We start from the raw sequence: 25,750 nt of genomic DNA, 5'->3' as shown, positions 1-25,750 counted from the left end.
ACCCCACCGCATGAGCCCTACTATCGGCTCGCCATGACAGCAGCAGGGAAGCACCAGGTGAGCCGGGCGGAGACCTCCCGCCGAGGCGGTCGACCGGGCCGAGCGGGTATCAGAGACGTGGCTGCGGCCGCAGGGGTCTCCATCACGACTGTGTCCGATGCCCTCAACGGCAAGGGCCGGCTCCCGGACGCCACCCGACGCCACGTCCGCGAAGTCGCCGACCGGCTGGGCTATCGCCCGTCGGCCGCGGCCCGAACCCTCCGTACCGGCAAGTCGGGACTGATCGGCCTGACCGTGACGACGTACGGGGATGAACCTTTCACCTTCACGGAGTTCGCGTACTTCGCGGAGATGGCCAGAGCCGCCACCTCGGCCGCTCTCGCCCGGGGCTACGCCCTGGTCATCCTCCCCGCGACCTCGCGCCATGACGTGTGGTCGAACGTCGCTCTGGACGGAACCGTGGTCATCGACCCGTCCGACCATGACCCGGTGGTCAGCGAGCTGGTCAGGCAGGGCTTACCGGTCGTCTCCGACGGCCGCCCGGCCGGTTCGCTCCCGGTCACCGCCTGGGTGGACAACGACCACGAGGCCGCGGTCCTGGGCATCCTCGACCACCTGGCCGCCGCCGGCGCCCGCCGGATCGGCCTTCTCACCGGCACCACCACGGACACGTACACCCATCTCTCCACCACCGCCTACCTGCGCTGGTGCGAGCGCGTGGGCCAGGATCCGGTGTACGAGGCCTACCCGGCGCACGATCCGTGCGCGGGAGCGGTCGCGGCCGACCGGCTGCTCGCCCGGCCCGACCGCCCGGACGCGGTCTACGGCCTCTTCGATCCCAACGGCACCGACCTGCTGGCCGCGGCCCGGCGCTACGGTCTGCGCGTACCGGACGACCTGCTGCTGGTCTGCTGCAGCGAGTCCACCGTCTACGCCAACACCGAGCCGCCGATCACCACGCTCTCCCTCAAACCGCGCAGGATCGGCACGGCCGTGGTCCAGCTCCTCATCGACGCCATCGAAGGGGTCGAATCGGACCAACCGGTCGAGCAGGTGATACCGACGGAGCTGATCGTACGGACGTCCTCGGAGCGCCGTCCGCCCCGTACGACGGTCAGTCCGCCACGATCACCAGAGAAGGGTTGACGCCCGGTAAACAGAGGGCGGTGCCGAAAGGGCGGGGTAAGCCCCGCCCAATTCGGGCGAAAACCGCGGTGAACTGGGGTCCTGCTCCGATTCACCACCCCTGGGTCATCACATGGCGCGATCCGCATTCCTATGATGGGCGGACGACACCGCGGGCCGCTGCGACCAGGCAGTCCGATCCGGTGCAGATGCGGCGCGATGGTGGTGGAGGGGTCGATGACTCAGGGGGCCGGTCAGGGACCCGAGGCGGTGCGGACGGCGACGTTGCGCGACTTCCGGGTGCCCGCATACGTCCACGAGACCGGTCCGTACGTGCAGAACACGCCCCCTGGTGAGGGCGTCAGACCCGCCGAGGAGCCTCCGGAGTACCCGGCTGGTCCGTCTCCGGCGTACCCGGCCGGGCCGTCTCCGGAGTACTCGTCCGGGACTTCTGCGGAGTATCCGCCCGGGGAGCCCGTCCCGCACTCTGCCGGGGAGCACTCAAAGGAGTACGCGCCGGAGTACACGCCCACGCAGCGCGATCTGCCCGTCATCAACCCGGGTGACACGCTTCAGGTCGACGTCGACCCGGCCCCCGGGACGGCCCCGGGACCCGCCGACGGTCCCGGACCGCTGTACGTCGTCGGCGACGTGCACGGCTATCTGGACCAGCTGGTCGCCGCGCTCCAGGAGCAGGGCCTCATCGACTCCGCGGGCAACTGGTCCGCCGGGACCGCGCGCCTGTGGTTCCTCGGCGACTTCACCGACCGCGGTCCGGACGGCATCGGCGTGATCGACCTCGTGATGCGGCTGTCCGCCGAGGCAGCCGCTGCCGGCGGCTACTGCAAAGCGCTCATGGGCAACCACGAGCTGCTGCTGCTCGGCGCCAAGCGGTTCGGCGACACCCCCGTCAACTCCGGCGCGGGCACCGCCACCTTCCAGGCGGCCTGGCTGCTCAACGGCGGCCAGAAGACCGACATGGACCGCCTCCAGGACCACCACCTGCAGTGGATGGCCCGCCTGGACGCCATGGAGCAGGTCGACGGATACCTCCTGGTGCACTCCGACACCACCGCCTACCTCGAGTACGGCGGATCCATCGAAGACGTCAACGACACCGTCCGGGAAACCCTCACCCGCAACGACGCGGACGAGTGCTGGGATCTCTTCCGGAAGTTCACCAAGCGCTTCGCGTTCCGCGACGACGGGGGCGCCCAGGCCGTGCGCGACCTGCTGAGCGCGTACGGCGGCACGCGCATCGTGCATGGTCACAGCCCCATTCCGTACCTCCTGGGCGAGGTCGGCTCGGAGGACGGCGAGGACGCCGCGGGCCCCCTGGTCGAGGGACCACATCTGTACGCCGACGGGCTCGCCATCGCGATGGACGGCGGCGTGACCATGGCCGGAAAGCTACTGGTCCAGCAATTGCCCCTGGATAGCTGAGCGTTCACCGGGCAGGCGTCCCCCGAGAGACTGCGTCGGCCAGGGGGCAAATTCTGGAAACCCCCTGTCACGGCGTGCCGTCACCGCTCTACCATCGGCTTATCCGTAGCAGGCTCCCCTCCGTTTCTGCCCGACGGCTCGTCAGCGTGCGAGCCACCAGCCCTACGGAGCATCGGGGGATGCACATGAACAGCGTTCCGCAGCACCTGCTGAACGAGGACCGCCAGGAATACGAGCGGATCCTCGATGAGGCGCTGCGCTCCGCACCACACCGCCCGGAACTCGCCGCTGTCGGCCAGCGGCTCAACCCCGAACAACTGCGCACCATGGCGCTCAACGCCACCGCGCTCATCACGGCGGCCGCGGCGACCGAGTACCAGCACTATGTGAAGGTCCGCGAAGAACTGCGCCATCCCGCGCCGTCCATCCCGGTCGTGAGCGAGGAGTCCGGTTCCACGGAGCCGGGTGCGGCCGCGCTGGGGCTCGCCGCCACGGTGGGGGAGGTGTCCGAGACCGCCGGGGCCGGCGCCATCGCCGTCGTCGCGGTGCTCGCCCCCGTACTCGCCGGAACAGCCGCGGCGATCTTCCTGCTCGTGGGGTACATCCTCAAAATGCTCGACCCCGAGCCGGCGTTCGCCAAGACTCTCCTGACCACAGGATGGGTCTTCGGCGCGGTCACGGCGGCCGCGATCCTGGTCGCCGCGGTCGGCCTGCTGCTGACCGCCCTGCGCAACGGCGCGTCCTCGCTCCAGGCCGGAGCGCGCGGCGAGCTGAGCGACCAGGTCGCGCGGGCCAGAGAAGCCTGGTGCGAGGCCCTGTTGGAGCGCGGCATCCTGCCGTTCCTCCGGGAGGCCCTCGCCGACCCGGGCTCCCCGGCACTGGGCCGTGCGACACCTGCCCCGACCAGCCGCATGCCGCACCTCGGCTACAACCGGCCGGGGTTCAGCAGCCCCGACGGCGGGCCCGCAGCCGGCCCGCGGCCGAGCTTCTCCAGCCCGGACTTCACAAGCCCGGACTTCGGAGGCCCGGAACATCAGCCGGAGTGATACCCGGGCCGACCGGGTGGCCCACCTCCGGGTGACGCCCGGATGTGCGGAGGAATCCGGGGCCCGCGCCGACGGGGCGCGGGCCCAAGGACCCGAACCAGGGGGCCGCGTACGCCCGTACGCTCCCCCGGCACGGCGCATCGAACGCTCCCCCGGCACGGGCGAGCGCGGCCCGGCAGCCTGGCCCGGCCTGGCCCGCCCTGGCCTCTCAGCCCAGCCGGCAACGCGGACAGCAGCCGGTCCCGGAGCCGCCCCACGTACAGCAAGCGCACCGGACAGCTCCGATGTGCCTACCGGACGGCTCCGACACCGCACACCACGTGCAGGCGCCTCAGTCGGCCCGGCTCAGTCCGCCAGAGGCAGATAGACCCGGTTGCCCGCTGCCGCGAACTCCTTGGACTTCTGCGCCATGCCCTCCTCGATCTCCGTCTGTGAGCCGCCGTGCTCCCGCCGGATGTCCTGCGAGATCTTCATCGAGCAGAACTTCGGTCCGCACATGGAGCAGAAGTGGGCCGTCTTGGCGGGCTCGGCCGGCAAGGTCTCGTCGTGGAACTCCCGTGCCGTGTCCGGGTCGAGGGCCAGGTTGAACTGGTCCTCCCACCGGAACTCGAAACGGGCGTCGGACAGCGCGTCGTCCCACTCCTGCGCACCTGGGTGCCCCTTGGCGAGGTCGGCTGCGTGGGCGGCGATCTTGTAGGTGATGACGCCGGTCTTGACGTCGTCACGGTTGGGCAGGCCCAAGTGCTCCTTGGGCGTGACATAGCAGAGCATGGCCGTGCCCCACCAGGCGATCATCGCGGCACCGATGCCGGAGGTGATGTGGTCGTACGCCGGCGCGACGTCTGTCGTCAGCGGGCCGAGCGTATAGAACGGAGCTTCATCACAGATCTCCTGCTGAAGGTCGATGTTCTCCTTGATCTTGTGCATCGGGACATGTCCCGGGCCCTCGATCATGGTCTGAACATTGAAACGCTTCGCGATCGTGTTGAGTTCCCCGAGCGTCCTCAACTCCGCGAACTGCGCCGCGTCGTTGGCGTCCGCGATCGACCCGGGCCGCAGCCCGTCGCCGAGCGAGTAGGTGACGTCGTACGCGGCGAGGATCTCGCAGAGCTCCTCGAAGTTCTCGTACAGGAACGACTCCTTGTGGTGCGCCAGGCACCACGCCGCCATGATCGAGCCGCCGCGCGAGACGATGCCGGTCTTGCGGTTCGCGGTGAGCGGTACGTACGGCAGACGTACGCCCGCGTGGACCGTCATGTAGTCCACGCCCTGCTCGGCCTGCTCGATGACCGTGTCCTTGTAGATCTCCCAGGTCAGCTCCTCGGCGCGGCCGTCCACCTTCTCCAGCGCCTGGTAGAGCGGCACCGTGCCGATGGGGACGGGGGAGTTGCGCAGCACCCACTCGCGGGTGGTGTGGATGTTGCGGCCGGTGGACAGGTCCATGACCGTGTCGGCGCCCCAGCGGGTCGCCCAGGTCATCTTCTCGACCTCCTCCTCGATGGAGGAGGTGACCGCGGAGTTGCCGATATTGGCGTTGACCTTCACCAGGAATCGCTTGCCGATGATCATCGGCTCGATCTCCGGGTGGTTGACGTTCGCGGGCAGTACCGCGCGACCGGCGGCGATCTCCTCGCGTACGACTTCGGGATCGACGTTCTCGCGGACCGCCACGAACTCCATCTCGGGCGTGATCTCACCGCGCCGGGCGTACGCGAGCTGTGTGACCGCCTCTCCGGCCCGGCCTCGGCGCGGCTGGCGCGGCCGCCCCGGGAAGACCGCGTCGAGGTTCCTGAGGCCCCCGCGTGGTGAGGTGTGCTTGACCCCGTCGTCCTCGGGGCGGACCGGGCGGCCCGCGTACTCCTCCGTGTCGCCGCGGGCGATGATCCAGTTCTCGCGCAGCGGCGCCAGACCCCTGCGTACGTCGGTGTCGACGGTCGGATCGGTGTACGGGCCGGAGGTGTCGTACAGCGTGACGGACTGCCCGTTGGTGAGGTGCACCTGACGGACCGGCACCCGTAGATCGGGGCGCGAACCCCCGACATACGCCTTGTGCCAGCCGATGGACTTCCCGGCCTCGCCGTTCACGGTCGAGGCTGCCGCCCCACCGTTGTCGTCCGGAGCGAGCGCCCCGTCCGTCTGGCTGGAGGCAGGCGTGCGTACGTCCTTGTTGGTCATGAGACCTACTCCCTACGCCGGCATTACCCGGTAACAGGTTCGGCGGTCGACGCAGCGGCTTCCGCCCGCCGATGTTTCATGTGAAACATCGCTTAGACGAAGGTCAGCGCCCTCTCAGCCCGGTGCTCCGAGCTCCCGCGTGTGCAAAGGTGCCTCCACGCTAGCGTCATATCTGGCGCGGTGAACAGAGGGCCCCCCTCGTTCTTGCGATGATCGGTCGGTGACCACAACGCAGCAGCCCCCGTTTCCGCCGTCCGAGCCGCCGCGCGGGCCCGGCTCGGGTGACAGCCATGGACAGGGCTCCGGCGACGGACACGGGCATGGACCGGGTGGCGGGCACGGCCACTCGCACAGTCACAGCCATGGGCCCGCCGCGCCCGTTTCCAAGCACCTGCGCAAGGTGATCGCGGCGGTGCTGATCCCCTTCACCGCGGCGGTCGTCGTGGGTCTCGTGGTGCTCTGGCCCGGCGGTGCCCCCTCACACGAGCGCACCGGTGTCGGGTTCGACCGGCAGACACAGCAGGCGACGGTCACCAAGGTCGACACGGTGGACTGCAAGTCCGTGAACGCCTCGGGGGAGACCCCGACGGGCGACACCTCCACCGCCGAGGGCTCCTCCGCTCAGCAGCAGGCGACGGGCGACTGCAAGAAGGCGACGGTCCGGATCGACACCGGTAAGGACAAGGGCCGTACGTTCACCGAGATCGTCCAGCCCGACCAGTCTCGGCAGTTGCACCAAGGTGAGAAGGTCGTGGTCGCGTACGAACCCTCCGCGCCCAAGGACTTGCAGTACTCGGTCACCGACGTGAACCGCAAGGTCCCCCTGGCACTTCTCGCCGCAATCTTCGCCCTGGCGGTCGTGGTCGTGGGCCGGATGCGCGGCGTCATGGCGCTGATCGCGCTGGCCATCAGCTTCCTTATCCTGAGCTTCTTCATCCTGCCCGCGGTCCTGCAGGGCTCGAATCCGCTGATCGTGGCGATTGTCGGGTCCAGCGCCATCATGCTGATCGCGCTCTACATGTGCCACGGCCTCTCGGCCCGCACGTCGGTGGCGGTGATCGGCACGCTGCTCTCGCTCATCCTGATCGGCGTGCTCGGTTCCCTGTTCATCGACTGGGCGTCGCTGACCGGCAACACCGACGACAACACCGGCCTGATCCACGGCCTGTATCCGTCCATCGACATGAGCGGTCTGCTGCTCGCGGGCATCATCATCGGTTCGCTCGGTGTGCTCGACGATGTGACGGTGACCCAGACGTCCGCGGTCTGGGAGCTGCACGAGGCGAATCCCACCATGGGCTGGCGCGGCTTGTACCGCGCGGGCATCCGCATCGGCCGCGATCACATCGCGTCGGTCGTCAACACCCTTGTGCTGGCGTACGCGGGTGCCGCGCTGCCGCTCCTGCTGCTCTTCTCGATCGCGCAGAGCAGCGTGGGCACGGTCGCCAACAGCGAGCTGGTCGCCGAGGAGATCGTACGCACCCTGGTCGGCTCGATCGGTCTGGTCGCCTCGGTGCCGGTGACCACCGCGCTGGCCGCCCTGGTGGTCTCCGCGGACCGCCCGGCGACCGCGCCCTCTGCGGAGCTCACAGGGGGCAGGGCGCCGGCGCGCGGCGGGAAGGGCCGCCGCCGCAAGCGCTGAAACCATCCGCTGCCCGTACCCCTTGTGAGGAAGCGTTACTCCACTTGGGGGATCCAGCGGTGCGTCAGCCCGCGCTCTGTTCCTCCGCGAGGATGCGGTCCAGCGCCTCGTCGAGGTGCGCGTCGAAGTCGGCGAGGGAGCGCTCCTGCCCCAGCGGCACCAGCTTGTCCGTACGGTCGAGGAACGCCACCAGCGGCGCCGCCCCGGACCGGAACAGCGCGTGGTCGCCGCCCACCTGAAGCCGGATCAGCACGTCGCCGAAGGACTCCGGATCGGCGGGCGCGATGTGCACATCGCCGTCACCGCACGGCCGGCCCACCCCGTCGATCAGCAACTCCCGCCCGAATGCCCAGGTCACCGGCGCGTCGCCGGGCAAATGGAAGGTCAGCCGCACGGCGTACGGATCACAGGTCTCGTAGCGCAGCTCCACCGGAATGCGGAAGGACAGCTCCTTCGACACGAGGAAGCTCATCATGACCTCTGCCTGTACCGACTCGCGCATCGCCTACCCCGTCGTTTGCCGTCGACTGGCCAGGAATCGGCCCCCTGACACTGCTGGAATCTTGCTCAACGTACACAACAGATCACAAGGAGTGAGTTTTCAGATACTGATAGAGATGGCGAGTGTCCCCAGCAGCCTGCCGATTTCGCTCTGCAACTGCCGTGCGGCGGGCAGCAGCCGGTCGGCCTGATGGGAGGGCAGGGAAATGGCGATTGTCCGGGCCGTAGTGCCCGCCGTGATGGGGATCGCGGCACAGACGGTGCCCAGCGCGTACTCCTGGCGCTCGACCACGGGCTCCATCCGTCCCGTCCGGTCCAGGCGGCGCAGCAGACTGTCGTTGTCACGCACCGTGTACGGAGTGATCGACTGCACCGGGTAGCGGTCGAGGTGGTCCCGGCGGGCCTTCTCGTCCAACTGGGACAGGAGGCACTGGCCGATCGCGTGGGCGTGCCCGGTCTCCCGGAAGTCGGCCCACTCCTCGACCGCGGGATTCCCCGGGGTGTCGGCGACGCACATGACTTCGATCTCGCCGTCGCGGTAGATCGCGTAGTACACGGGTACGCCGATCGAATCGCTCCAGTGCGCGAGCGCGTCGCTCACCGTGCTGCGACGTTTCTGCTGTGCTCCGCTGCTGCTCAGCCGCTCGGCGGCCTCACCGAGGAAGAACAGCCCTTTGTCACGGCGCAGATAACCCTCGTGAACCAGGGTGCGCAGCAGGTGGTACGCCGTCGGAAGGGCCAGTCCGGCCTCGCGGGCCAGCTGCTTGGCCGGTGCGCCGTGCTCGCGCGAAGCGACGGCCTCCAGGAGGCGCATCGCCCGCTGCACGGAGCCGATCAGGGTCGTGGGGTGCGGCTCCAGGGGCGCGGCCGCCACCGGCGGAGTGCGCACAGCCTCTGTCGTCGCCCGTGAAGGACGCGGAGTGCGGGTCTCCCCGGGCGTGGCGCGCGGCTGGGTGGGCGGCCCACATGACCCCGCGGGCGCGCCCGATCGCTGGACGGGCGGAGTGTGTGGATCTGCGGGTGCGGTGTCAACCGTGGCCAAGGGGCACTCCCGAAGCGCGAGGGGGACCGCCCGTGCGGGGAACACGGGAGGGAGCTGTGCGCTGCCCGCGGGGGATCGACCCCGCGTCGAATTCCGGACTTTAACCGCCCGTCACCGCTCGCAGACGGCCTCGCCGGAAACTTCCCTCGCCCGAGGGAACCTCGGGTTCCCTTTACCGCCCTGCCCGTTACCGACCGCTCACCCTCTCGCGCCTCACCAGTCGCTGCGCGACGAGGAACTCGCCATGAACTTCCGCACGATGTAGATCAGACCGCCGACCAGCGCGACGAAGACCAGCGCCTTGAAGAGCAGGCCGATGACCACGCTGAGCACGCTGACTATCACCGTGCCGAACACGACCAGGGCGATGATCGGCACCGCGACCCACTTCACCCACCACGGCATACCGCTGAAGATCTCTCGCATCGCCCTAGTCCTTACCTCTCCGCCCGTCGCCCCAAGTCCAGGGCGATGATTCCGGGTTCTCAGCCGATTCCGGATTCTTGGATGTCCCGCATTGATGTCCTGCATTCGATGCTAGGGCCGGGAGGGGGCCGAGCGGGGGCCTCGCACCCCTTGTCCTCCCCTGACCGTCCCCCTAGGGAACCCTGAGGCGGAGGTCAGCTCTCCGGCGGAGAGAACATCACCAGAACCCTGAGGTCCTCGGTGATGTGGTGGAACTTGTGGGCGACTCCGGCGGGCACGTAGACCACGCTGCCGCGCGCCACCTGAGTGGTCTCCAGGCCGACCGTGATCGAGGCGCGGCCGCTCACCACGAAGTACACCTCGTCCTGCTGGTGCGGCTTCTGCGAGTCGAGTTCTCCCGCGTCGAGCGCGTACAGGCCGACGGACATGTTCCGCTCGCGCAGGAACTGCAGGTAGGCACCGTCGTTGGCGGCGCGTTCCGCCTCCAGTTCGTCCAGCCGGAATGCCTTCATCGCCCTCGTCCGCTCTCGTCCGCCGCAGGCTGTGTGCACAGCCTGGTCCGCCAGTCGATCTCTTCTGCCACGATCAGACACATGAAGAATTTCGTAGTCAAGACGCTCGCCAACGCGGGGGCCCTGGCCGTCGCCGTCTGGTTGCTCGACAAGATCACCCTGACGGGCAACAGCACCGGCAAGAAGGTCGGCACGCTGCTGGTCGTCGCACTGGTCTTCGGCCTGGTGAACTTCCTGGTCAAGCCGGTCGTAAAGGTGCTGACGTTTCCGCTGTTCATCCTCACGCTCGGCCTGATCACCCTCGTGGTCAACGCCCTGATGCTGCTGCTCACCTCGTGGGTGGCCGACAAGCTCAACCTGAGTTTCCACGTGGAGGGCTTCTGGACCGCCGTCGTCGGCGGCCTGATCATCTCCATCGTCTCCTGGGCGCTCAACGTCGTGCTGCCCGAGGGCAAGGACTGAGTCTCCGATGCCTTATCGCGTCTGTTTCGTCTGCACCGGGAACATCTGCCGCTCCCCCATCGCCGAATCCGTCTTCCGCGCCCACATAGAAGAGGCCGGGCTCGACCCCGAGGTCGAAGTCGACAGCGCGGGCACGGGCGGCTGGCACGAGGGCGACGGCGCCGACTCGCGCGCCGTCGCCGTACTCGAGGCGGGCGGCTATGAGATCAATCACGCTGCCCGGCAGTTCGAGGCCTCGTGGTTTTCCCGCCTCGACCTCGTCATCGCCCTCGATTCCGGCCACCTCAAGGCCCTGCGCCGCCTGGCACCCACTCCCGAGGACGCCGACAAGGTCCGGCTGCTCCGGTCCTACGACCCCGACGCGGGCGACGATCTGGACGTCCCCGATCCGTATTACGGACATATGGACGGCTTCGAGGAGTGTCTTGAGATGGTGGAAGCGGCGAGCCCCGGACTGCTCGCCGCGGTACGAGACCAAGTGGAGGGACGGGCGGCATGACGTCAGGGGATTTCGTCACGGGGAGCGGCGACGGCACGCGCGCGGTGCGCGCAGGGCTGCCCGCACCCGTCAAGTACGAGCCGACGCTCCCGGGCCCGGTCTTCGCCGCGCACTTCCATCTGCCGGGCGAGCCCACGGGCCCGTACACCTACGGCCGTGACGAGAATCCGACCTGGACGCTCCTGGAGCGCGCCATCGGCGAGCTGGAGGCCCCCGGGCAGGACGGCATCGAGACGCTCGCCTTCCCCTCGGGCATGGCCGCCATCTCGGCGGTGCTCTTCTCCCAGCTGCGCGCCGGCGACATCGTGGTCCTGCCCAACGACGGCTACCAGGTACTGCCGCTGGTGCGCGAGCAACTGACCGCGTACGGCATCGAGGTGCGCACCGCCCCGACCGGCGGCGACGCCCAGCTGGAGGTGCTCGAGGGCGCGAAGCTGCTGTGGATCGAGACGCCGTCGAACCCCGGCCTCGACGTGTGCGACGTACGGCGGCTCGTCGCGGCGGCCCAGGCGCAGGGCACCCTCGTCGCCGTCGACAACACCCTGGCGACCCCACTCGGCCAGCGCCCACTGGAGCTCGGCGCGGACTTCTCCGTGGCCAGCGGCACCAAGATGCTCACCGGGCACGGCGACATCCTCCTGGGGTACGTCACCGCGGGCGACGCCGCGCTGATGGCTCCCGTACGACGCTGGCGGAAGATCGTCGGCGCGATTCCCGGCCCCATGGAGGCATGGCTGGCGCACCGCTCGCTCGCCACGCTCCAGCTGCGCGCCGACCGGCAGACCGCCAACGCCCTGGCGATCGCCGAGGCACTGCGGGAACGGCCCGAGGTGACCGGGCTGCGCTATCCAGGCCTGGCCGACGACCCCTCGTACAAGATCGCTTCGCAGCAGATGCGGCGCTTCGGGTGCGTGGTCTCCTTCACGCTGCCCACGCGCGCGCGTGCCGACCGTTTTCTCGACGCGCTGCGGCTGGTGGACGACGCGACGAGCTTCGGCGGCGTGCGGTCCACGGCCGAGCGGCGTGGACGCTGGGGCGGTGACGCGGTGCCCGAGGGCTTCATCCGCTTCTCGGCCGGCGCCGAGGATCCCGAGGACCTGGTGGCCGATGTTCTGCGGGCCCTCGACGCATCCGCGGAATGAACGAACTGAGCCCTTCCTGAGCGACCGGTGAGTACGCTGGCGCCCACCTCGGTGCCGCGGGTTTGGCGCCCCGCTACGTACAACGGACGGTCCGAGCCTCCCCCCTCGTGGCTCGGACCGTCCCGGTTCTGCGCGCGAAGAACCGCGCGAACAAGGCTAGTTGACTCTGTGTCAGTGTCCAATCACAGTAGCGACAGAGACCTATCGACTTATTTATAGTTGAGGCTCGCGCGGGGGTGCTGGGAGGGGAGGGGCACCATGGATTTGGCCTTGCTGCGCACTTTTGTGACAGTGCACCGGGCCGGTTCCTTCACTCGCGCCGCCGCGCTGCTCGGACTCTCGCAGCCGGCCGTCACCTCGCAGATCCGCACGCTGGAGCGACAGCTGGGGCGCCCCCTGTTTCTGCGCCAGGCGCGCGGGGTGACTCCGACGACCATCGGCGACGAGCTCGCCCACAAGGCCGCGCCCCATCTCGACGCCCTCGTGGAGATCGCCGAGACCGGCCTCGACGAGGACTCCTCGTTACGCACGCTGCATCTCGCCGGGCCACCGGAGTTCACCGCGGAACGGGCGCTGCCCGCACTCACGGAGCTGACCGGAGACGACGGCCAGGGCTTCGCACTGCGTGCCTCCTTCGGCAATGCGGAGGAGACGCTGGAGGGGTTGGCCGCCGGACATCATGATCTGGCCATTACGACGGCCCGGCCACGCGGTGCGCTGCTCACCGCGACTCCACTCTGCGACGAGGAGCACGTCCTGGTCGCCGCACCGCGCTGGGCCGCCCGTGTCGGTGCGGGCAAGCTGCGCCGTAAGGGCGCCCACGCGCTGGAGAACTTCCCGGTCGTCGAGGTGCACGAGTCGCTGCCGCTCGTCGCCCGCTACTGGGCCTCCGTCTTCGACTGCCGCCCTGCCGCCTCGGGCACCATCGTTGTTCCCGATCTGCGCGCGGTCCTCGGCTGCGCCGCCGCGGGCGCGGGCATCGCTGTGCTGCCCCGCTATCTCTGCGCCCCCGCGCTGGAGCGGGGCGACGTCGTGGCACTCCTCGACCCGGCGGTGCCGCCGTTGCGTACGTATTTTCTGGTGGTCCGCACCGGAACGCTGGCCATGCCGCATATCGCGCGGGCGCATGAGTGGCTGCTGAGGGCGGCGGTCGACTGGAGCTGAGGAGCGGGAGAGGGGGAGCGGCGACAGTAGCCGCGCCGGGACGACATCGACCCGAGGACGAAGCGGCGCTCCCAGGCCCTTTCTGAAGCTCCAGCGGCTTTGCGATGTTTCACGTGGAACCAGCCGGGCCACATTTCTCCCATGACCGTCCGACCCGTGGTCAAGCGCACCGCCCGGGCCATCCTGCTCGATGGCGACGACCTGATTCTGATCAAGCGCACCAAGCCCGGTGTCGATCCCTACTGGCTCACACCCGGTGGCGGGGTCGAACCGGAGGACACGACCGTCGTCGACGCGCTTCACCGTGAGGTGCACGAGGAACTCGGCGCCAAGGTCACCGATGTGGTGCCCTGCTTCGTCGACACTGTCGAGCACATCGGCGACGACGGAGGCGCGACCGGCGTAAAGGTGCAGCACTTCTTCGTGTGCCGCCTCGAGTCCATGGATCCGGCCCTGCGGCACGGCCCCGAGGTGGACGAGCCGTGCGGCGAGTACGAGATCGTACGCGTGCCGTTCACCCGGGTCGGGATCGCCTCCGTCCACCTCGTACCCCTGTCCCTGCGGCACTACCTCGACGGGAACATCGAGGGTGTACGGGCTATGCACGCACCTGACCTGGGCTGACGTTCAGGATCGGGGCGCGCCGGCCGTCAGTCCCCGGCCGCGACGAGCTCCTCCACCGAGTCGTGGCGTATGCGATCCGAGGGCATGCCGATGTCCCTGAGCGCGTCCACACCGCTGCGGATCATTCCGGGCGGCCCCGAGAGATAGGCGTCGTACTCGTTCCACGGCCCGTACTCGCGTATGACGTCGGGCAGCTGAAGGTGGGCCTGCTGGTCGACGATCGGCCGTACCGCGAGCCATGGGTGACTCTGCTGGAGCCGCAGCATCGTGTCGATGTCGTACAGATCGTGACCTGTGCGGGCGCCGTAGAAGACCTCGACCGGGCGGCGCTCTCCGTGCTCGGCGACATCCTCGACCAGGGCCTTGATGGGCGCTATGCCGGTGCCGCCGCCCAGACAGAGCAGTCCGCTGTCGGTGGTGTGGTCGACGGTCATCGAGCCGGCCGGCGGCCCGAGCCGGACGATGTCGCCGGGCCGGGCCCGGTGCACCAGCGCGTTGGAAACCCAGCCCGCCGGAACCGCCTTCACATGGAACGACAGCAGCCCGTCGGAGCGCGGCGCCGAGGCGAACGAGTAGTGCCGCCAGATCCGCGGCCACCACGGCGTCTCCAGGCTCGTGTACTGCCCGGCGAGGAAGGGGTACGGCTGGTCGGGACGGACGGTGATGACGGCGACGTCCGGGGTTCTGAGATCGTGTGCGACCACCTCGGCGTACCACCAGGCCGGGGCACGCAGTTCGTCGGCGGCCGCCGCGTCGATCATGACCTGGGAGATCGTCGTGTACGCACGCACCCAGGCCGCTTCCGTCTCGGTGTCCCAGATCGCCGAGGCGAACCGGCTGAGCGAGCCGATGAGGCACTCGCCGACCGCCGGGTAGTGCTCGGGCCGCGTGCCGTACTTGCGGTGTCCACGGCCGAGGTTCTGCAGATACGCGACGAGGACCTCGGTGTTGTCGATGTGCTCGGCGGCCGTGAGCAGCGCCTTGAGCAGCCGGTCCCGCTGGGTGTCCATCGCGACGGGAAACAGCGAGCGCAGTTCCGGGTGACGCACGAAGAGCAGCGCGTAGAAGTAGGAGGTCACCTTATCGGCGACGGGGCCGACCTCGGCCATGGTCCTGCGGATCAGCACGGCATCGGGAGACGCCCCAGAAGCCGGGGATGCCTCGGGGGCGGGGGACGGCTCAGGAGCGGGCCTTTGGGCAGGCACACGCGGCTGAGGGCCGGGATCAGGCTGCGCAGAGCTCTGCTGGGGCTGAGCGGGACTCGACTGGGGTCGTACGGCTTCGTAGGTGCCCCTGGTGCCGTGAGTGCCGTGGGTTCCGTGGGTTCCGTTGGCCCCGAGCGCGGGCTCGGGGCGCCGCGGCTCGGGCGGTGGGACCGGGTTCCAGCGCGCCTGAACTGGTGCTGCATCGGCGGCCCGAGTCTGAGCCGGTGCCGCCTCGCTGGGTCGGGTCTGAGCCGGTGCCGCCTCGTGCGGCCGTGTCTCGTGCGGTTGTGTCTCGTGCGGTGCCGGCTCGTGCGGTGCCGGCTCGTGGGACCTCGTCGCCGGCACGTGCGGATCGGGCGCCGCGTGCGCCGCAGGGGGCGCTTTCACAGCCGGGGATATTCGTTCCTGCGCCGACGTTTCCTGCTCAGGCGGACCCTGACCGGGCGTCTCCTGACCAGGCATTTCCTGATCAGGCGTTCCCTGACCCGGCGTTCCCTGATTCGACGTTTCCTGACCTGTGGCGAGTCGGCCGACCGGACGCATCGCTGCCAGCCGACGGCCGTCCGCTGCCCCCTGGTCCCCGTCCGAAGGCACCGGCTCCTTGCGCGGCGTGAACCAGCCGCCACCGCCGTTGCCGCCGGAAGTGCCGTTGTCGGCCGACGTGGTGGTCGGAGCGTCCATGGTGTGCCTCGCCTCGAACATCTTTCGGTCGGTCTGTGCACTTCCGCGGTCGGAAGATGCCTGATTTCCCCCGCAGACGGCGTGCTCTCTTTCCCGGTTCAGTCCTCGCCAGCCAATGCGGCCACATTGAACCCGGATTCTCGCTCCGTACGGACAAGTAAGGGGAGAATGTGACATTGGCCGCAGTCTGTCCCCGCAGCATCCCACCCTGAGTCAACGCCCGGCCGCATACCGGCAAATGCGGGTCTTCGATCTCTCCGTCCCGTTAGGCTGCATTGGCCTGCGTTCGTGCCCCCGCGGACGTGCGTACATCTCGGTGGACGCGAACCGGACTCGACCATACCGGCAGCCGCCGCATACACAAGTCCCCCCTCGCGTCGCCACGAATTGGCGGGGGCCGATCCGTCATTTGCCTCAATTACTGGGGGCGTCGGGCCAATTCATAGGCCCCCCACAGATCCAGCCCCACGTAGGAGTGGGTGGCGAGGCCTTCCAGATGGCGGTCCGCGTTGACCGCCACGGATACCGGCACGGCTCCGAACAGATCCCTGTCCGACAGTGAGTCGCCATAGGCGACACAGTCGGCACGACCCACCCCGAACTCTTCACAGAGCCGGTCCGCGATCTGCACCTTTGCCGCGCTGCTGAGAATGCCCGCCGGATCCACAGCCTCGGTGAACGGCACGGTGGGAAAGAGCGAGCCGTGTGCCGCGTGCGCTCCCCACCCCGTCAAGCGCTCCACGAAGAAGGAGGGTGAGAGCGAGATGACGGCGCAGTAGTCTCCGTTCGCCCGGATCTCCGCCCAGACGTGCTCGATGCCGGACATCCAAGGCGCTCCCTTGAAAGCCGACGTCACATGCGCCTCGGTGAGCTCCGACCACAGGGCGTGCACCCGCGTCGCGTACTCCGGAGGACCTATGAGCCCCGCTGAGATCGCCTGATCGAGCGCCACCGTCTCGGCCTCGAGCCCGAGTTGCCGTGAAATCTCCACTGGTGCGCTGCTCCCGTGCAGCAACGTCCCATCGAGATCGAAGAGATGAAGTCGTGCCATGTCCGCCGAGGCTAGCGGTGCGGGCTACCCCTCTGTCGGTGAGTCCAGCTGCTGAGCCCAGCTGCGGCCCACCCCGGACGCACCGAGCTGCCGAGCCCTTGAGCCGCCACGCTGTTGATACACGGCGTTTCACGTGAAACATCTGTCCGCGGACTGTGCGGTTGTGCACGACCTGACCAAAAGCGCGTACGTGTGCACGCAAACCAGTGGACGTCGGGGGTACGTGTCAGACAGCCTGACGTGCGTGTCGACACCTTCCCTCGCCGATCTGCCCATCCGTCGTCTCACGCCTCGCGATCTCACCGCCTGCGCCGACTTGTCCGAGAATCGGGGTTGGCCCCGTGAGGAACACAAGTGGGGTCTTCTCCTCGCGGCGGGAACCGGTTACGGCATCGATGACCCCGCCGGCGGTCTCGTCACCGCCTGCGTCGTGACCGAATACGGACCGCGGGAACGCCCCGATCTGGGCGCGATCGGCATGGTGCTCGTCGCCGAACGGCACGCCCGCCAGGGCGTCGGGCGCCGCCTGATGCGGCATGTGGTCGCGGAGATGAGCACCACCCCGCTGACCCTGCACGCGACTCCCTCCGGCCGCCCGCTCTATGAGGAGCTGGGCTTCAAGGTCACCGGACGGGCAGAGATGGTCAGGGGACGATTTATCCCTGGCGGGCCGGAGTCCGAGGTCTTCACCCGCCCGGCCACGGCCGAGGACCTCACCGCGATCGTCCGGCTCGACGAGGAGATCTTCGGCGCCGACCGTACCCACGTGATCACCAGACTGCCCGCCTTCTGCGACCAGCTGCGCGTCGCCGAGGAGAACGACCGGATCATCGGATACGCGTCCGCCTGGCCCAACATGGACAACCATGTCGTGGGCCCGCTGATCGCTCGCGACACGGAGACCGCGAAGGCACTCATCGCCTCGCTGGCCGCCCATACCGACCGCCTGCTGCGCACCGACATCGACGTACGGCACGAAGAGCTGCTGTCCTGGGTGAAGGAGCGCGGCCTGACCTCCATCGCCTTCAACGCGGTCATGACGTACGGGATCTCGGAGCTGCCCGGCGACTGGACCCGACGGTTCGCTCCACTGACGGTGGCGGCGGGCTGAGACGCCGGCGGAGGCCTCTGGACGCCCGCAGGATGCCCGCAGAGAAGCGCCGGCCCGTGGTGGGGCCGGCGCTCCAACGCGGAGGCGCACTCACGCGAGCGACTCCACTGCGGCGACAGCGAAGCCGTGGTCCTGGTCCGGCGCTCCGCCGCCGACCCCGATCGCTCCGATCAAGCGTCCGTCGCGGTGGACGGGCACGCCGCCCGCGATGAACAGCAGGGGCCGGTCGAGCGCGGTGGGCAGGGTGTGGAACAGGCCGCCGGGCTGGACCGCGTCGACGAGGTCGGCGGTGGCGGAGTCCAGCTGGAGCGCCGTGTAGGCCTTGCGGGTGCTGGTCTCGCCCGAGATCAGCACGGCCTGGTCATCGCGCCGGAAGGCGAGCGGGTGACCGCCCGCGTCGAGGACGGTGACACTGATCCTGACTCCGGCGGCTTCGGCGGCACGGCGGGCCGCTGCGACGAGGACCTCGGCGTCCTCGGTGGTCAGCGGGGCGACGGCGGTGGTGGTGCTCATGGGGGGATGTCTCCTTGTGAGGGCGGTTGAGTCGAGTTGCAGGTGGTGGTGAGTCGCGACGGTGCGAGGACGGCCCTGGCCCCGCACCTGGCCCGACCCGGTCAGTGGTGGACGGCGGCCCGCTGTTCGGCGGGTGCGGCGCCGGAGACGACGGCGCTCGGGGCGTCCGCGCGGCGCTCCAGAGCAGCCGAGAGGGCAGCCAGGGCGAGCGCGCTGCCGGCGAGGACGGCGCCGACCCAGTTCGGGGCGGTGTACCCCAGGCCCGCAGCGATGACGAGGCCGCCGAGCCAGGCCGAGAGGGCGTTGCCGAGGTTGAAGGCACCGATGTTCACGGCCGATGCCAGAGTCGGAGCGCCGTGCGCCTGGTCGAGGACGCGCTTCTGGAGCGGGGGCACGGTCGCGAAGCCCAGAGCGCCGATCAGGGCGATCGTGACGGCCGCGAGGATCTTGTGGTGCGCGGTGACGGTGAACAGGGCGAGCACGACGGCGAGGCCGCCCAGGGACACGTACAGCATCGGCATCAGCGCCCTGTCGGCGAACTTGCCGCCGATGAGGTTCCCGCCCACCATGCCGAGGCCGAAGAGGACCAGCAGCCAGGTGACGGAGCCGTCGGCGAAGCCCGCGACATGCGTCATCATCGGCGCGATGTAGGTGATGGCCGCGAAGACGCCGCCGAAGCCGAGAACCGTCATGGCCATGGCCAGGAGCACCTGGACGTTCTTGAAGGCGGCCAGCTCGTGACGCAGGTGCACACCTTGCGGCTTCGGCAGCTCGGGTACCAGCTTGGCGATGCCGAGCAGACCGACCAGGCCGAGCGCGGCGACGCCCGCGAAGGTGACACGCCAGCCCGCGGACTGCCCGATCAGCGTGCCCAGCGGGACGCCCACGACATTGGCGATGGTGAGCCCGCTGAACATCATGGCGATGGCACCGGCCTTCTTCTCGGGCGCGACCAGTTCGGCCGCAACCACCGAACCGATCCCGAAGAATGCGCCGTGGGCGAGAGAGGCGACCACCCGGCCCGCCAGCATCAGCCCGAAGGCCGGGGCAACGGCGGAGAGCAGATTGCCGACGACGAACAGCCCCATCAACAGCATCAGCATCCGCTTGCGGGGCACCTTCGTGCCGAGCGCGGTCATGATCGGCGCGCCGATCACCACGCCGAGGGCATAGCCGGTCACCAGCAGTCCGGCGGTGGGGATGGAGACACCGAAGTCGCCCGCGACCTCGGGCAGCACGCCCATGATCACGAATTCGGTGGTTCCGATTCCGAAGGCCCCGATCGCGAGGGCCAGAAGCGCGAGAGGCATGGTGGGGTACACCTTCCAGAAGATTGCAGGAGCGCTTTGCGTGCGTCCACAATAGTTGCAGACGCGGGCTATATGCAACCGCACTCTATTGCGCTCGTGCCCTATCCTGGGATCCAGCCGCTCCGGGACGGAGGAAAACGCCATGACAGCCACGGACCCCGCGCTCACCGCCCTCGCTCAGGGCTGGTGTGCTCTCTCCCTGCTGCACGGGAGGATCGAGGCCCATATCGAGCGCGCCCTGCAGTCCCGGCACGACCTGAGCGTCCGGGAGTACTCCCTGCTCGACGTACTCAGCCGGCAGCACGACGGCGACGGCGGTCATCTGCAGATGAAGCAGGTCGCGGACGCGGTCGTGCTCAGCCAGAGCGCCACCACACGGCTCGTCACCCGGCTCGAGGACCGCGGGCTGCTCTCCCGCTACCTGTGTCCGACCGACCGCCGGGGCATCTACACGAACGTCAGCGAGGCGGGCCTCAAGCTCCTCGAAGAGGCGCGGCCGACCAATGACGCCGCCCTGCGTGAAGCGCTCGACGAAGCGGCCAAGAGCCCGGAGCTGGCCCCACTGGTCCGGGTCGTGGAGTCGGCGAGCGTGCCCGCATAGACGCCGCGCACCATCTGAGCGTCCCCTCATAGGGTGCCGACATGGGAAATCTTGAAATACGAGCCGCTGTCCCGGACGACATACCTGCCGTCGTCGCGATGCTCGCCGATGATCCACTGGGCGCCCAACGTGAGTCACCGGACGATCTGAGCCCGTATCTGGCCGCCTTGGAGCGCCTGAGCGGCGATCCCAATCAGCACGTGGTCGTCGCCGTGCGCGAGGCCCGCGTGGTCGGCACCCTTCAGCTCACGGTGATTCCCGGACTTTCCCGCAAGGGAGCGACTCGCTCCATCATCGAAGGCGTGCGCATCCACGCGGACGAGCGTGGCAGCGGCCTCGGTACCCAGCTCATCGAGTGGGCGATCGACGAAGCCCGCCGTCAGGGCTGCCAGTTGGTCCAGCTGACCTCCGATGCCACCCGTACTGACGCCCACCGCTTCTACGAGCGGCTCGGCTTCACGGCCTCGCACGTGGGCTTCAAGCTGTCGCTCTGAGGAGTGCCCCCGCATGGGGCGAGGGGCGGTCTGTTTCACGTGAAACAGACCGCCCCTCGTCATGGGGCCTCCTACTGGATCCCTCGCCAGCCGTCGGGGTCCACTCCGCCCGGCACGGGGGCCTCCTCGTCATACGGCTGACGGGTGAAGACGAACGACCCGAGGTCGAGATGGCTCACAGAGCCGTCCGGGCGCCGTGCGGCCCGCAGCAGCTCCCCCGCGTAGTAACCATCGAGCCCCGTCCAGCTCCCGTCACCGTTCGCCCGGAAGCGCGAGCGTCGGCCGATGCCGGACAGCGGCTCCAACGCGACCTCGCCGTCGGCCGCCCACCGCAATCCGAAGCCCTGAGTCCCCCAGTACCACTGCCCCACCAATCCCAGGGCCCATTGGTCGACTTCGGTGGCCGGACGCCAGGGCTCGGGAATCCGCGGCTCGGCCTCCGCGACGATCCGTACGAGATCGGCGGCGACGGACAGCACGGGCGGCCCCGACGTGCAGTTGGACAGCACGACCGCCGCCACGTCGTCCTCCACACCGATCAGCAGGCCGGCAAGGAATCCCGGCAGGGACCCGGAGTGCCCCACAAGCATCCGGCCGTCATGGTGCACGACCTGCATACCCAGGCCGTAGCCGGAGCCGGCGGTCAGATCCGCCGCCTCGGGCGGCGCGGCAGGCGCACGCATCTCGCGCACGGATTCCGCACTCAGCACCCTGTCGTCGCCCTGTGTCAGGAAGGCGGCGAAGCGCGCCAAGTCACCTGTGGTGGACCACAATTGTCCGGCCGAAGCCATTCGACCGAGATCCTGCACGGGCTCGGGCATCATCACGTCAGCCCAGGGGTGGACCGCCCAGCCGCCGGCGTGCGGCGCCTGCGGTCGACCGCTCGTACGGTGCAGGCCCAGCGGTTCGAGCACTTCGCGTCGCAGCACCTCCTCCCAAGGGGCTGCCCGCAACTCCTCGACCAGTGCGCCCAACAGCGTGTAGCCGGGATTCGAGTAGTGGTGCCGGCGTCCTACGGGATGCCGGTAGGGCTGCTCGCCCAGCACATCGGCAAGTTCGGGGCGCAGCGAGCCGGGCGTGCGTTCCCACCAGGGCGCGGGCGACTCAGCAGCCAAACCGCCGGTGTGCGCGAGCAGATCGGCGATGGTGACCTCTCCCGCGCCGGTGCCGGGCAGATGTTTCTCCAGCGGGTCACCGAGGTCCAGCACGCCCTCGTCACGCAGCCGCAAGACGAGTACGGCGGTGAAGGTCTTGGTGATGGAGCCGATTCGGTACTGCACGTTCTCGTCGGGCCCGTGGCCGTCCACCGAGGTGCGTGACCCGTTCCACACCGTCTTCCCGCCCCGGACCACCGCCGCGACCAGCGACGGCGCCCGTCCTTCGCTCTGCGCGACGGCGATACGGTGCAGCAGTGCCCGACGCGTGGGGGGAAGCAGATCTTCCTGAGGTGTCGTCATGCCCCCCAGTCCACCCGCCCGGTCACCGAACGTCGAGTCCATTTCTCGGGGCCGTGGCACCTCGCGAGGCGTGGGATCAGGTCTGCGCCATGTCCACGAATCGCGAGTAGTGGCCCTGGAAGGCCACCGTGATCGTCGCCGTCGGGCCGTTACGGTGCTTGCCGACGATGATGTCCGCCTCGCCTGCGCGCGGTGACTCCTTCTCGTACGCGTCCTCGCGGTGCAGCAGGATGACCATGTCCGCGTCCTGCTCGATCGACCCGGACTCACGCAGGTCGGAGACCATGGGCTTCTTGTCCGTGCGCTGCTCGGGGCCACGGTTGAGCTGCGACAGTGCGATCACCGGCAGTTCCAGCTCCTTGGCCAGCAGCTTCAGGTTTCGCGACATGTCGGAGACTTCCTGCTGACGGCTCTCGGACCGCTTGCCGCCCGACTGCATCAGCTGGAGATAGTCGATCACCACGAGCTTCAGGTCGCTGCGCTGCTTGAGGCGACGGCACTTGGCGCGGATCTCCATCATCGACAGATTCGGGGAGTCGTCGATGTAGAGCGGGGCGGCCGAGACGTCGGGCATGCGGCGCGCGAGCCGGGTCCAGTCCTCGTCGGTCATCGTGCCGGAGCGCATGTGGTGCAGGGCGACGCGTGCCTCGGCCGACAGCAGACGCATCGCGATCTCGTTGCGCCCCATTTCGAGCGAGAAGATCACGCTGGGCATGTTGTGCTTGATCGAGCAGGCCCGTGCGAAGTCCAGGGCCAGCGTCGACTTACCCATGGCGGGGCGCGCCGCGATGATGATCATCTGGCCCGGGTGCAGACCGTTGGTGAGCGAGTCGAGGTCGGTGAAGCCGGTCGGCACGCCGGTCATCTCCCCCGATCGCGAACCGATCGCCTCGATCTCGTCGAGCGCGCCCTCCATGATGTCGCCCAGCGGGAGATAGTCCTCGGTGGTGCGCTGCTCGGTGACCGCGTAGATCTCGGCCTGGGCGCTGTTGACGATCTCATCGACGTCGCCGTCGGCCGCGTATCCCATTTGTGTGATGCGCGTCCCCGCCTCGACCAGGCGGCGCAGGACCGCTCGCTCGTGGACGATCTCCGCGTAGTACTCGGCGTTCGCCGCGGTCGGGACCGTCTGGACCAGGGTGTGCAGATAGGGTGCGCCGCCGACCTTGGTGATCTCGCCGCGTTTGGTGAGCTCGGCCGCGACCGTGATGGGGTCGGCCGGCTCGCCCTTCGCGTACAGGTCGAGGATCGCTCCGTAGATGGTCTCGTGCGCCGGCCGGTAGAAGTCGTGGCCCTTGAGGACCTCGACGACATCGGCGATGGCGTCCTTGGACAGGAGCATGCCACCGAGGACGGACTGCTCGGCGTCCAGATCCTGGGGCGGCACACGCTCGAAGGCCGAACCGCCGCCTTCCCACGAGCCGCTGTCCCGGTCGCGGTCGTGCTGCTCGTCCCGGCCACGGCCACCGTCGCTGCGCTGGCGGGAAGAGGGCAGACGATCACTGGGACCGCTGTCGGCCCAGGGGTCGTCCAAGGGCTCGGAAATACTCACCGAGCCACCTCCTCCCGTCCGCTGAGCGGACCTAACCGTGCCTCTCATTTCTACGGCACGGCACTGACAACTGAGACGCCCAACTCCGGTTCTGACGCGTCGGTTTTGCCAGGTTTCCGAGGACGGAGGAGAGAGCGGGCGCCGCACCACGTTAGGCCCGCGGGCACCGTCAGCCAATCTGGTTATCCACAGGCCATGTGGACGACGGCCCTAATGCTGTGGAGAACCCCACAAAACCTGTGCACCACCCGGTGGACAGCCCTGTGAACAAGCCCTCAGCCCCTTCGGACAGCCCTCCCTGACCTGCACGTTTCCCATCCACCGGCTGTGCAGAAGAAAAACTTCCCCACTCGGACCAAGATCGCTTCAAACGGTGCCGGGCAACGCGCTCCACCAGGCCGAGGGTAAGGGGTCTTTTGCCATTGCATCTCTTACCTGTGGAAGATTAGATTGGTGGCCATGACACAGGCTCCCGCGGCACCCAAGGCCGCCCGACGTCGGCACGACCGAGAGATCGTCGCGCTGGCTGTTCCGGCCTTCGGCGCACTCGTCGCCGAGCCTCTCTTCGTGATGGCTGACAGCGCCATCGTCGGCCATCTCGGCACCGCACAACTGGCCGGTCTCGGCGTCGCCTCAGCCCTCCTCATGACGGCCGTCGGCGTCTTCGTCTTCCTCGCCTACGCCACCACGGCCGCCGTCGCCCGCCGTGTCGGCGCGGGTGATCTACGGGCTGCGATCCGCCAGGGCATGGACGGCATCTGGCTCGCCCTGCTGATCGGCGCCGCCGTCATAGCCGTCGTCCTCCCCATGGCACCTGCCCTCATGGACCTCTTCGGCGCCTCCGACACCGCCGCCCCGTACGCGACCACCTATCTGCGGATATCGGCGCTCGGCATCCCGGCCATGCTCGCCGTGCTCGCCGCCACCGGTGTCCTGCGCGGACTGCAGGACACGAAGACCCCGCTCTACGTCGCCATCGCGGGCTTCGTCGCCAACGCTGTCCTCAACGTGGGCCTCGTGTACGGCGCCGGCCTGGGCATCGCCGGCTCAGCCTGGGGCACCGTCATCGCCCAGTACGGCATGGCCGTCGTCTATCTGTACGTCGTCATCCGCGGAGCCCGGAACCACGGTGCCTCGCTCCGGCCGGACGCCGCCGGGATACGGGCCTGCGCCCAGGCCGGTGCGCCTCTGCTGGTTCGCACGCTGTCTCTCCGGGCGATCCTCATGATCGCCACGGCCGTTGCCGCCCGGCTCGGGGATGCCGAGATGGCAGCGCACCAGATCATCCTGTCTCTGTGGAGTCTGCTGGCCTTCGCCCTCGACGCCATCGCCATTGCCGGACAGGCGATCATCGGTCGCTATCTCGGCGCCGGCGACACAATCGGCGCCCGTGAGGCCTGCCGTCGCATGGTGCAGTGGGGGCTCGCCACCGGGGTCGTGCTCGGCTTGCTGGTCATCGCCGCTCGTCCTCTCTTCCTGCCTCTCTTCAGTAGCGATTCGACCGTGCAGGACGCCGCGTTGCCAGCTCTGCTCATGGTGGCTCTTTCGCAGCCGATCTGCGGCATCGTTTTCGTACTGGATGGAGTCCTGATGGGCGCCGGTGACGGGCCGTACCTGGCGGGGGCCATGCTGCTCACCTTGGCGGTCTTCACTCCGCTCGCGCTGCTCGTCCCCACGCTCGGTGGCGGACTCACCGCGCTCTGGGGAGCGATGACTCTGATGATGATGACGCGGATGCTGACCCTGTGGGTGCGTTCTCGCTCCGGGCGCTGGATCGTCACGGGCGCCACCCGCTGACCCCGTTTCACGTGAAACGCCCGCCCCACGCTGACCGTTTCACGTGGAACCCCCGTTTCACGTGAAACGCAGAAGGGGGGCCCCCCCGGGGGGGGGGGCGGGGGGGAAGGATGGCGGGGGCGGGCCCGCGGGCGCGGCCACCACCCGGTTTTAACGAGGGGGGAATAAAAAAAGA

The 25,750-nt window shown here is 68.9% G+C and carries 24 protein-coding genes and 1 riboswitch; of the genes, 13 read left to right on the top strand and 11 right to left on the bottom strand.

Annotated features, from left to right (window positions below; translation table 11 throughout):
- Positions 1-33 precede the first annotated feature (33 nt).
- The 3 genes from ACFVXA_RS16050 (at position 34) to ACFVXA_RS16040 (ending at position 3,614) form a co-directional block, all read left to right on the top strand.
- Entirely contained in the window at positions 34-1,146 is a 1,113-nt protein-coding gene (locus ACFVXA_RS16050) for a LacI family DNA-binding transcriptional regulator (RefSeq protein ID WP_362023446.1), read from the top strand.
- Between the two features lie 216 nt (positions 1,147-1,362).
- Positions 1,363-2,568 (top strand): metallophosphoesterase, encoded by a 1,206-nt coding sequence (locus tag ACFVXA_RS16045; protein ID WP_390025299.1) that lies wholly within the window; start codon positions 1,363-1,365, stop codon positions 2,566-2,568.
- Positions 2,569-2,747: 179 nt separating this feature from the next.
- Positions 2,748-3,614: a hypothetical protein gene (locus ACFVXA_RS16040; RefSeq protein WP_362023451.1), complete on the top strand. Its 867-nt coding sequence runs from the start codon at positions 2,748-2,750 to the stop codon at positions 3,612-3,614.
- Positions 3,615-3,959: 345 nt separating this feature from the next.
- Here ACFVXA_RS16040 and thiC read toward each other — a convergent pair whose 3' ends face one another.
- Positions 3,960-5,789, bottom strand: a complete 1,830-nt coding sequence (gene thiC, locus ACFVXA_RS16035) for a phosphomethylpyrimidine synthase ThiC (RefSeq protein WP_362023454.1) — start codon at positions 5,787-5,789, stop codon at positions 3,960-3,962.
- Positions 5,782-5,938, bottom strand: a riboswitch (TPP riboswitch). Its footprint overlaps the gene before it by 8 nt.
- 71 nt (positions 5,939-6,009) lie before the next feature.
- On the opposite strand from thiC, the gene ACFVXA_RS16030 reads away from it, so the two are divergent.
- Entirely contained in the window at positions 6,010-7,431 is a 1,422-nt protein-coding gene (locus tag ACFVXA_RS16030; RefSeq protein ID WP_390025297.1) for a YibE/F family protein, read from the top strand.
- 64 nt (positions 7,432-7,495) lie between these two features.
- Here ACFVXA_RS16030 and ACFVXA_RS16025 read toward each other — a convergent pair whose 3' ends face one another.
- From ACFVXA_RS16025 to ACFVXA_RS16010, 4 genes are all read right to left on the bottom strand, one after another.
- Positions 7,496-7,933 (bottom strand): SsgA family sporulation/cell division regulator, encoded by a 438-nt coding sequence (locus ACFVXA_RS16025; RefSeq protein WP_362023459.1) that lies wholly within the window; start codon positions 7,931-7,933, stop codon positions 7,496-7,498.
- A gap of 99 nt (positions 7,934-8,032) precedes the next feature.
- Positions 8,033-8,821: an IclR family transcriptional regulator gene (locus ACFVXA_RS16020; RefSeq protein WP_383902919.1), complete on the bottom strand. Its 789-nt coding sequence runs from the start codon at positions 8,819-8,821 to the stop codon at positions 8,033-8,035.
- 366 nt (positions 8,822-9,187) lie between these two features.
- Positions 9,188-9,400: a DUF5326 family protein gene (locus tag ACFVXA_RS16015; protein WP_362023464.1), complete on the bottom strand. Its 213-nt coding sequence runs from the start codon at positions 9,398-9,400 to the stop codon at positions 9,188-9,190.
- Between the two features lie 194 nt (positions 9,401-9,594).
- A complete protein-coding gene (locus tag ACFVXA_RS16010) occupies positions 9,595-9,912 on the bottom strand; it encodes a cupin domain-containing protein (protein WP_362023466.1) in 318 nt (105 codons plus the stop codon).
- A gap of 81 nt (positions 9,913-9,993) precedes the next feature.
- Here ACFVXA_RS16010 and ACFVXA_RS16005 point away from each other — a divergent pair, with 81 nt between their 5' ends.
- The 5 genes from ACFVXA_RS16005 (at position 9,994) to ACFVXA_RS15985 (ending at position 13,803) form a co-directional block, all read left to right on the top strand.
- On the top strand, positions 9,994-10,374 hold the full coding sequence (locus ACFVXA_RS16005; RefSeq protein WP_362023469.1) for a phage holin family protein: 381 nt from the start codon (positions 9,994-9,996) through the stop codon (positions 10,372-10,374).
- Positions 10,375-10,381: 7 nt separating this feature from the next.
- Complete coding sequence (locus ACFVXA_RS16000; protein WP_383902922.1) at positions 10,382-10,873, top strand: low molecular weight protein-tyrosine-phosphatase; 492 nt, start codon at positions 10,382-10,384, stop codon at positions 10,871-10,873.
- Positions 10,870-12,015, top strand: coding sequence for a cystathionine gamma-lyase (locus ACFVXA_RS15995; protein WP_389465938.1), 1,146 nt, complete (start codon positions 10,870-10,872; stop codon positions 12,013-12,015). The genes ACFVXA_RS16000 and ACFVXA_RS15995 overlap by 4 nt, the downstream gene beginning before the upstream one ends.
- Before the next feature lie 258 nt (positions 12,016-12,273).
- Complete coding sequence (locus tag ACFVXA_RS15990) at positions 12,274-13,179, top strand: LysR family transcriptional regulator (RefSeq protein ID WP_362023476.1); 906 nt, start codon at positions 12,274-12,276, stop codon at positions 13,177-13,179.
- A gap of 141 nt (positions 13,180-13,320) precedes the next feature.
- Positions 13,321-13,803 carry an NUDIX hydrolase gene (locus ACFVXA_RS15985; RefSeq protein WP_362023480.1) on the top strand — a complete coding sequence of 161 codons (483 nt, stop codon included), beginning with the start codon at positions 13,321-13,323 and terminating at the stop codon, positions 13,801-13,803.
- A 26-nt stretch (positions 13,804-13,829) separates the two neighbouring features.
- Here ACFVXA_RS15985 and ACFVXA_RS15980 read toward each other — a convergent pair whose 3' ends face one another.
- Positions 13,830-15,710 carry a globin domain-containing protein gene (locus ACFVXA_RS15980; RefSeq protein ID WP_390025295.1) on the bottom strand — a complete coding sequence of 627 codons (1,881 nt, stop codon included), beginning with the start codon at positions 15,708-15,710 and terminating at the stop codon, positions 13,830-13,832.
- Between the two features lie 397 nt (positions 15,711-16,107).
- Positions 16,108-16,740 (bottom strand): HAD family hydrolase, encoded by a 633-nt coding sequence (locus tag ACFVXA_RS15975; RefSeq protein ID WP_390025293.1) that lies wholly within the window; start codon positions 16,738-16,740, stop codon positions 16,108-16,110.
- Between the two features lie 244 nt (positions 16,741-16,984).
- Here ACFVXA_RS15975 and ACFVXA_RS15970 point away from each other — a divergent pair, with 244 nt between their 5' ends.
- Positions 16,985-17,851, top strand: coding sequence for a GNAT family N-acetyltransferase (locus ACFVXA_RS15970; RefSeq protein ID WP_390025291.1), 867 nt, complete (start codon positions 16,985-16,987; stop codon positions 17,849-17,851).
- A gap of 90 nt (positions 17,852-17,941) precedes the next feature.
- On the opposite strand, the gene ACFVXA_RS15965 is transcribed toward ACFVXA_RS15970, so the two are convergent.
- Positions 17,942-18,364 carry a heme-binding protein gene (locus ACFVXA_RS15965; RefSeq protein ID WP_389515510.1) on the bottom strand — a complete coding sequence of 141 codons (423 nt, stop codon included), beginning with the start codon at positions 18,362-18,364 and terminating at the stop codon, positions 17,942-17,944.
- 101 nt (positions 18,365-18,465) lie between these two features.
- Positions 18,466-19,674, bottom strand: coding sequence for an MFS transporter (locus ACFVXA_RS15960; RefSeq protein WP_389746078.1), 1,209 nt, complete (start codon positions 19,672-19,674; stop codon positions 18,466-18,468).
- 142 nt (positions 19,675-19,816) lie between these two features.
- Between ACFVXA_RS15960 and ACFVXA_RS15955 the strand changes: the two genes are divergently transcribed.
- Together ACFVXA_RS15955 and ACFVXA_RS15950 are read left to right on the top strand one after the other, a co-directional pair.
- Complete coding sequence (locus ACFVXA_RS15955; RefSeq protein WP_362023495.1) at positions 19,817-20,275, top strand: MarR family transcriptional regulator; 459 nt, start codon at positions 19,817-19,819, stop codon at positions 20,273-20,275.
- 41 nt (positions 20,276-20,316) lie between these two features.
- Positions 20,317-20,769 carry a GNAT family N-acetyltransferase gene (locus ACFVXA_RS15950; RefSeq protein ID WP_390025289.1) on the top strand — a complete coding sequence of 151 codons (453 nt, stop codon included), beginning with the start codon at positions 20,317-20,319 and terminating at the stop codon, positions 20,767-20,769.
- Positions 20,770-20,840: 71 nt separating this feature from the next.
- On the opposite strand, the gene ACFVXA_RS15945 is transcribed toward ACFVXA_RS15950, so the two are convergent.
- Positions 20,841-22,226 (bottom strand): serine hydrolase domain-containing protein, encoded by a 1,386-nt coding sequence (locus ACFVXA_RS15945; RefSeq protein ID WP_384397074.1) that lies wholly within the window; start codon positions 22,224-22,226, stop codon positions 20,841-20,843.
- Between the two features lie 76 nt (positions 22,227-22,302).
- Complete coding sequence (dnaB, locus tag ACFVXA_RS15940; RefSeq protein ID WP_362023503.1) at positions 22,303-23,778, bottom strand: replicative DNA helicase; 1,476 nt, start codon at positions 23,776-23,778, stop codon at positions 22,303-22,305.
- A gap of 459 nt (positions 23,779-24,237) precedes the next feature.
- On the opposite strand from dnaB, the gene ACFVXA_RS15935 reads away from it, so the two are divergent.
- Complete coding sequence (locus tag ACFVXA_RS15935; protein WP_390025286.1) at positions 24,238-25,575, top strand: MATE family efflux transporter; 1,338 nt, start codon at positions 24,238-24,240, stop codon at positions 25,573-25,575.
- Positions 25,576-25,750: the final 175 nt, after the last annotated feature.

It is taken from the genome of Streptomyces sp. NPDC058246 (genome assembly GCF_042881985.1).
Taxonomy (GTDB): Bacteria; Actinomycetota; Actinomycetes; order Streptomycetales; family Streptomycetaceae; genus Streptomyces.
The sequence above is the reverse complement of the archived record's forward strand: the minus strand, read 5'-3'. Positions and strand labels throughout refer to the sequence as shown.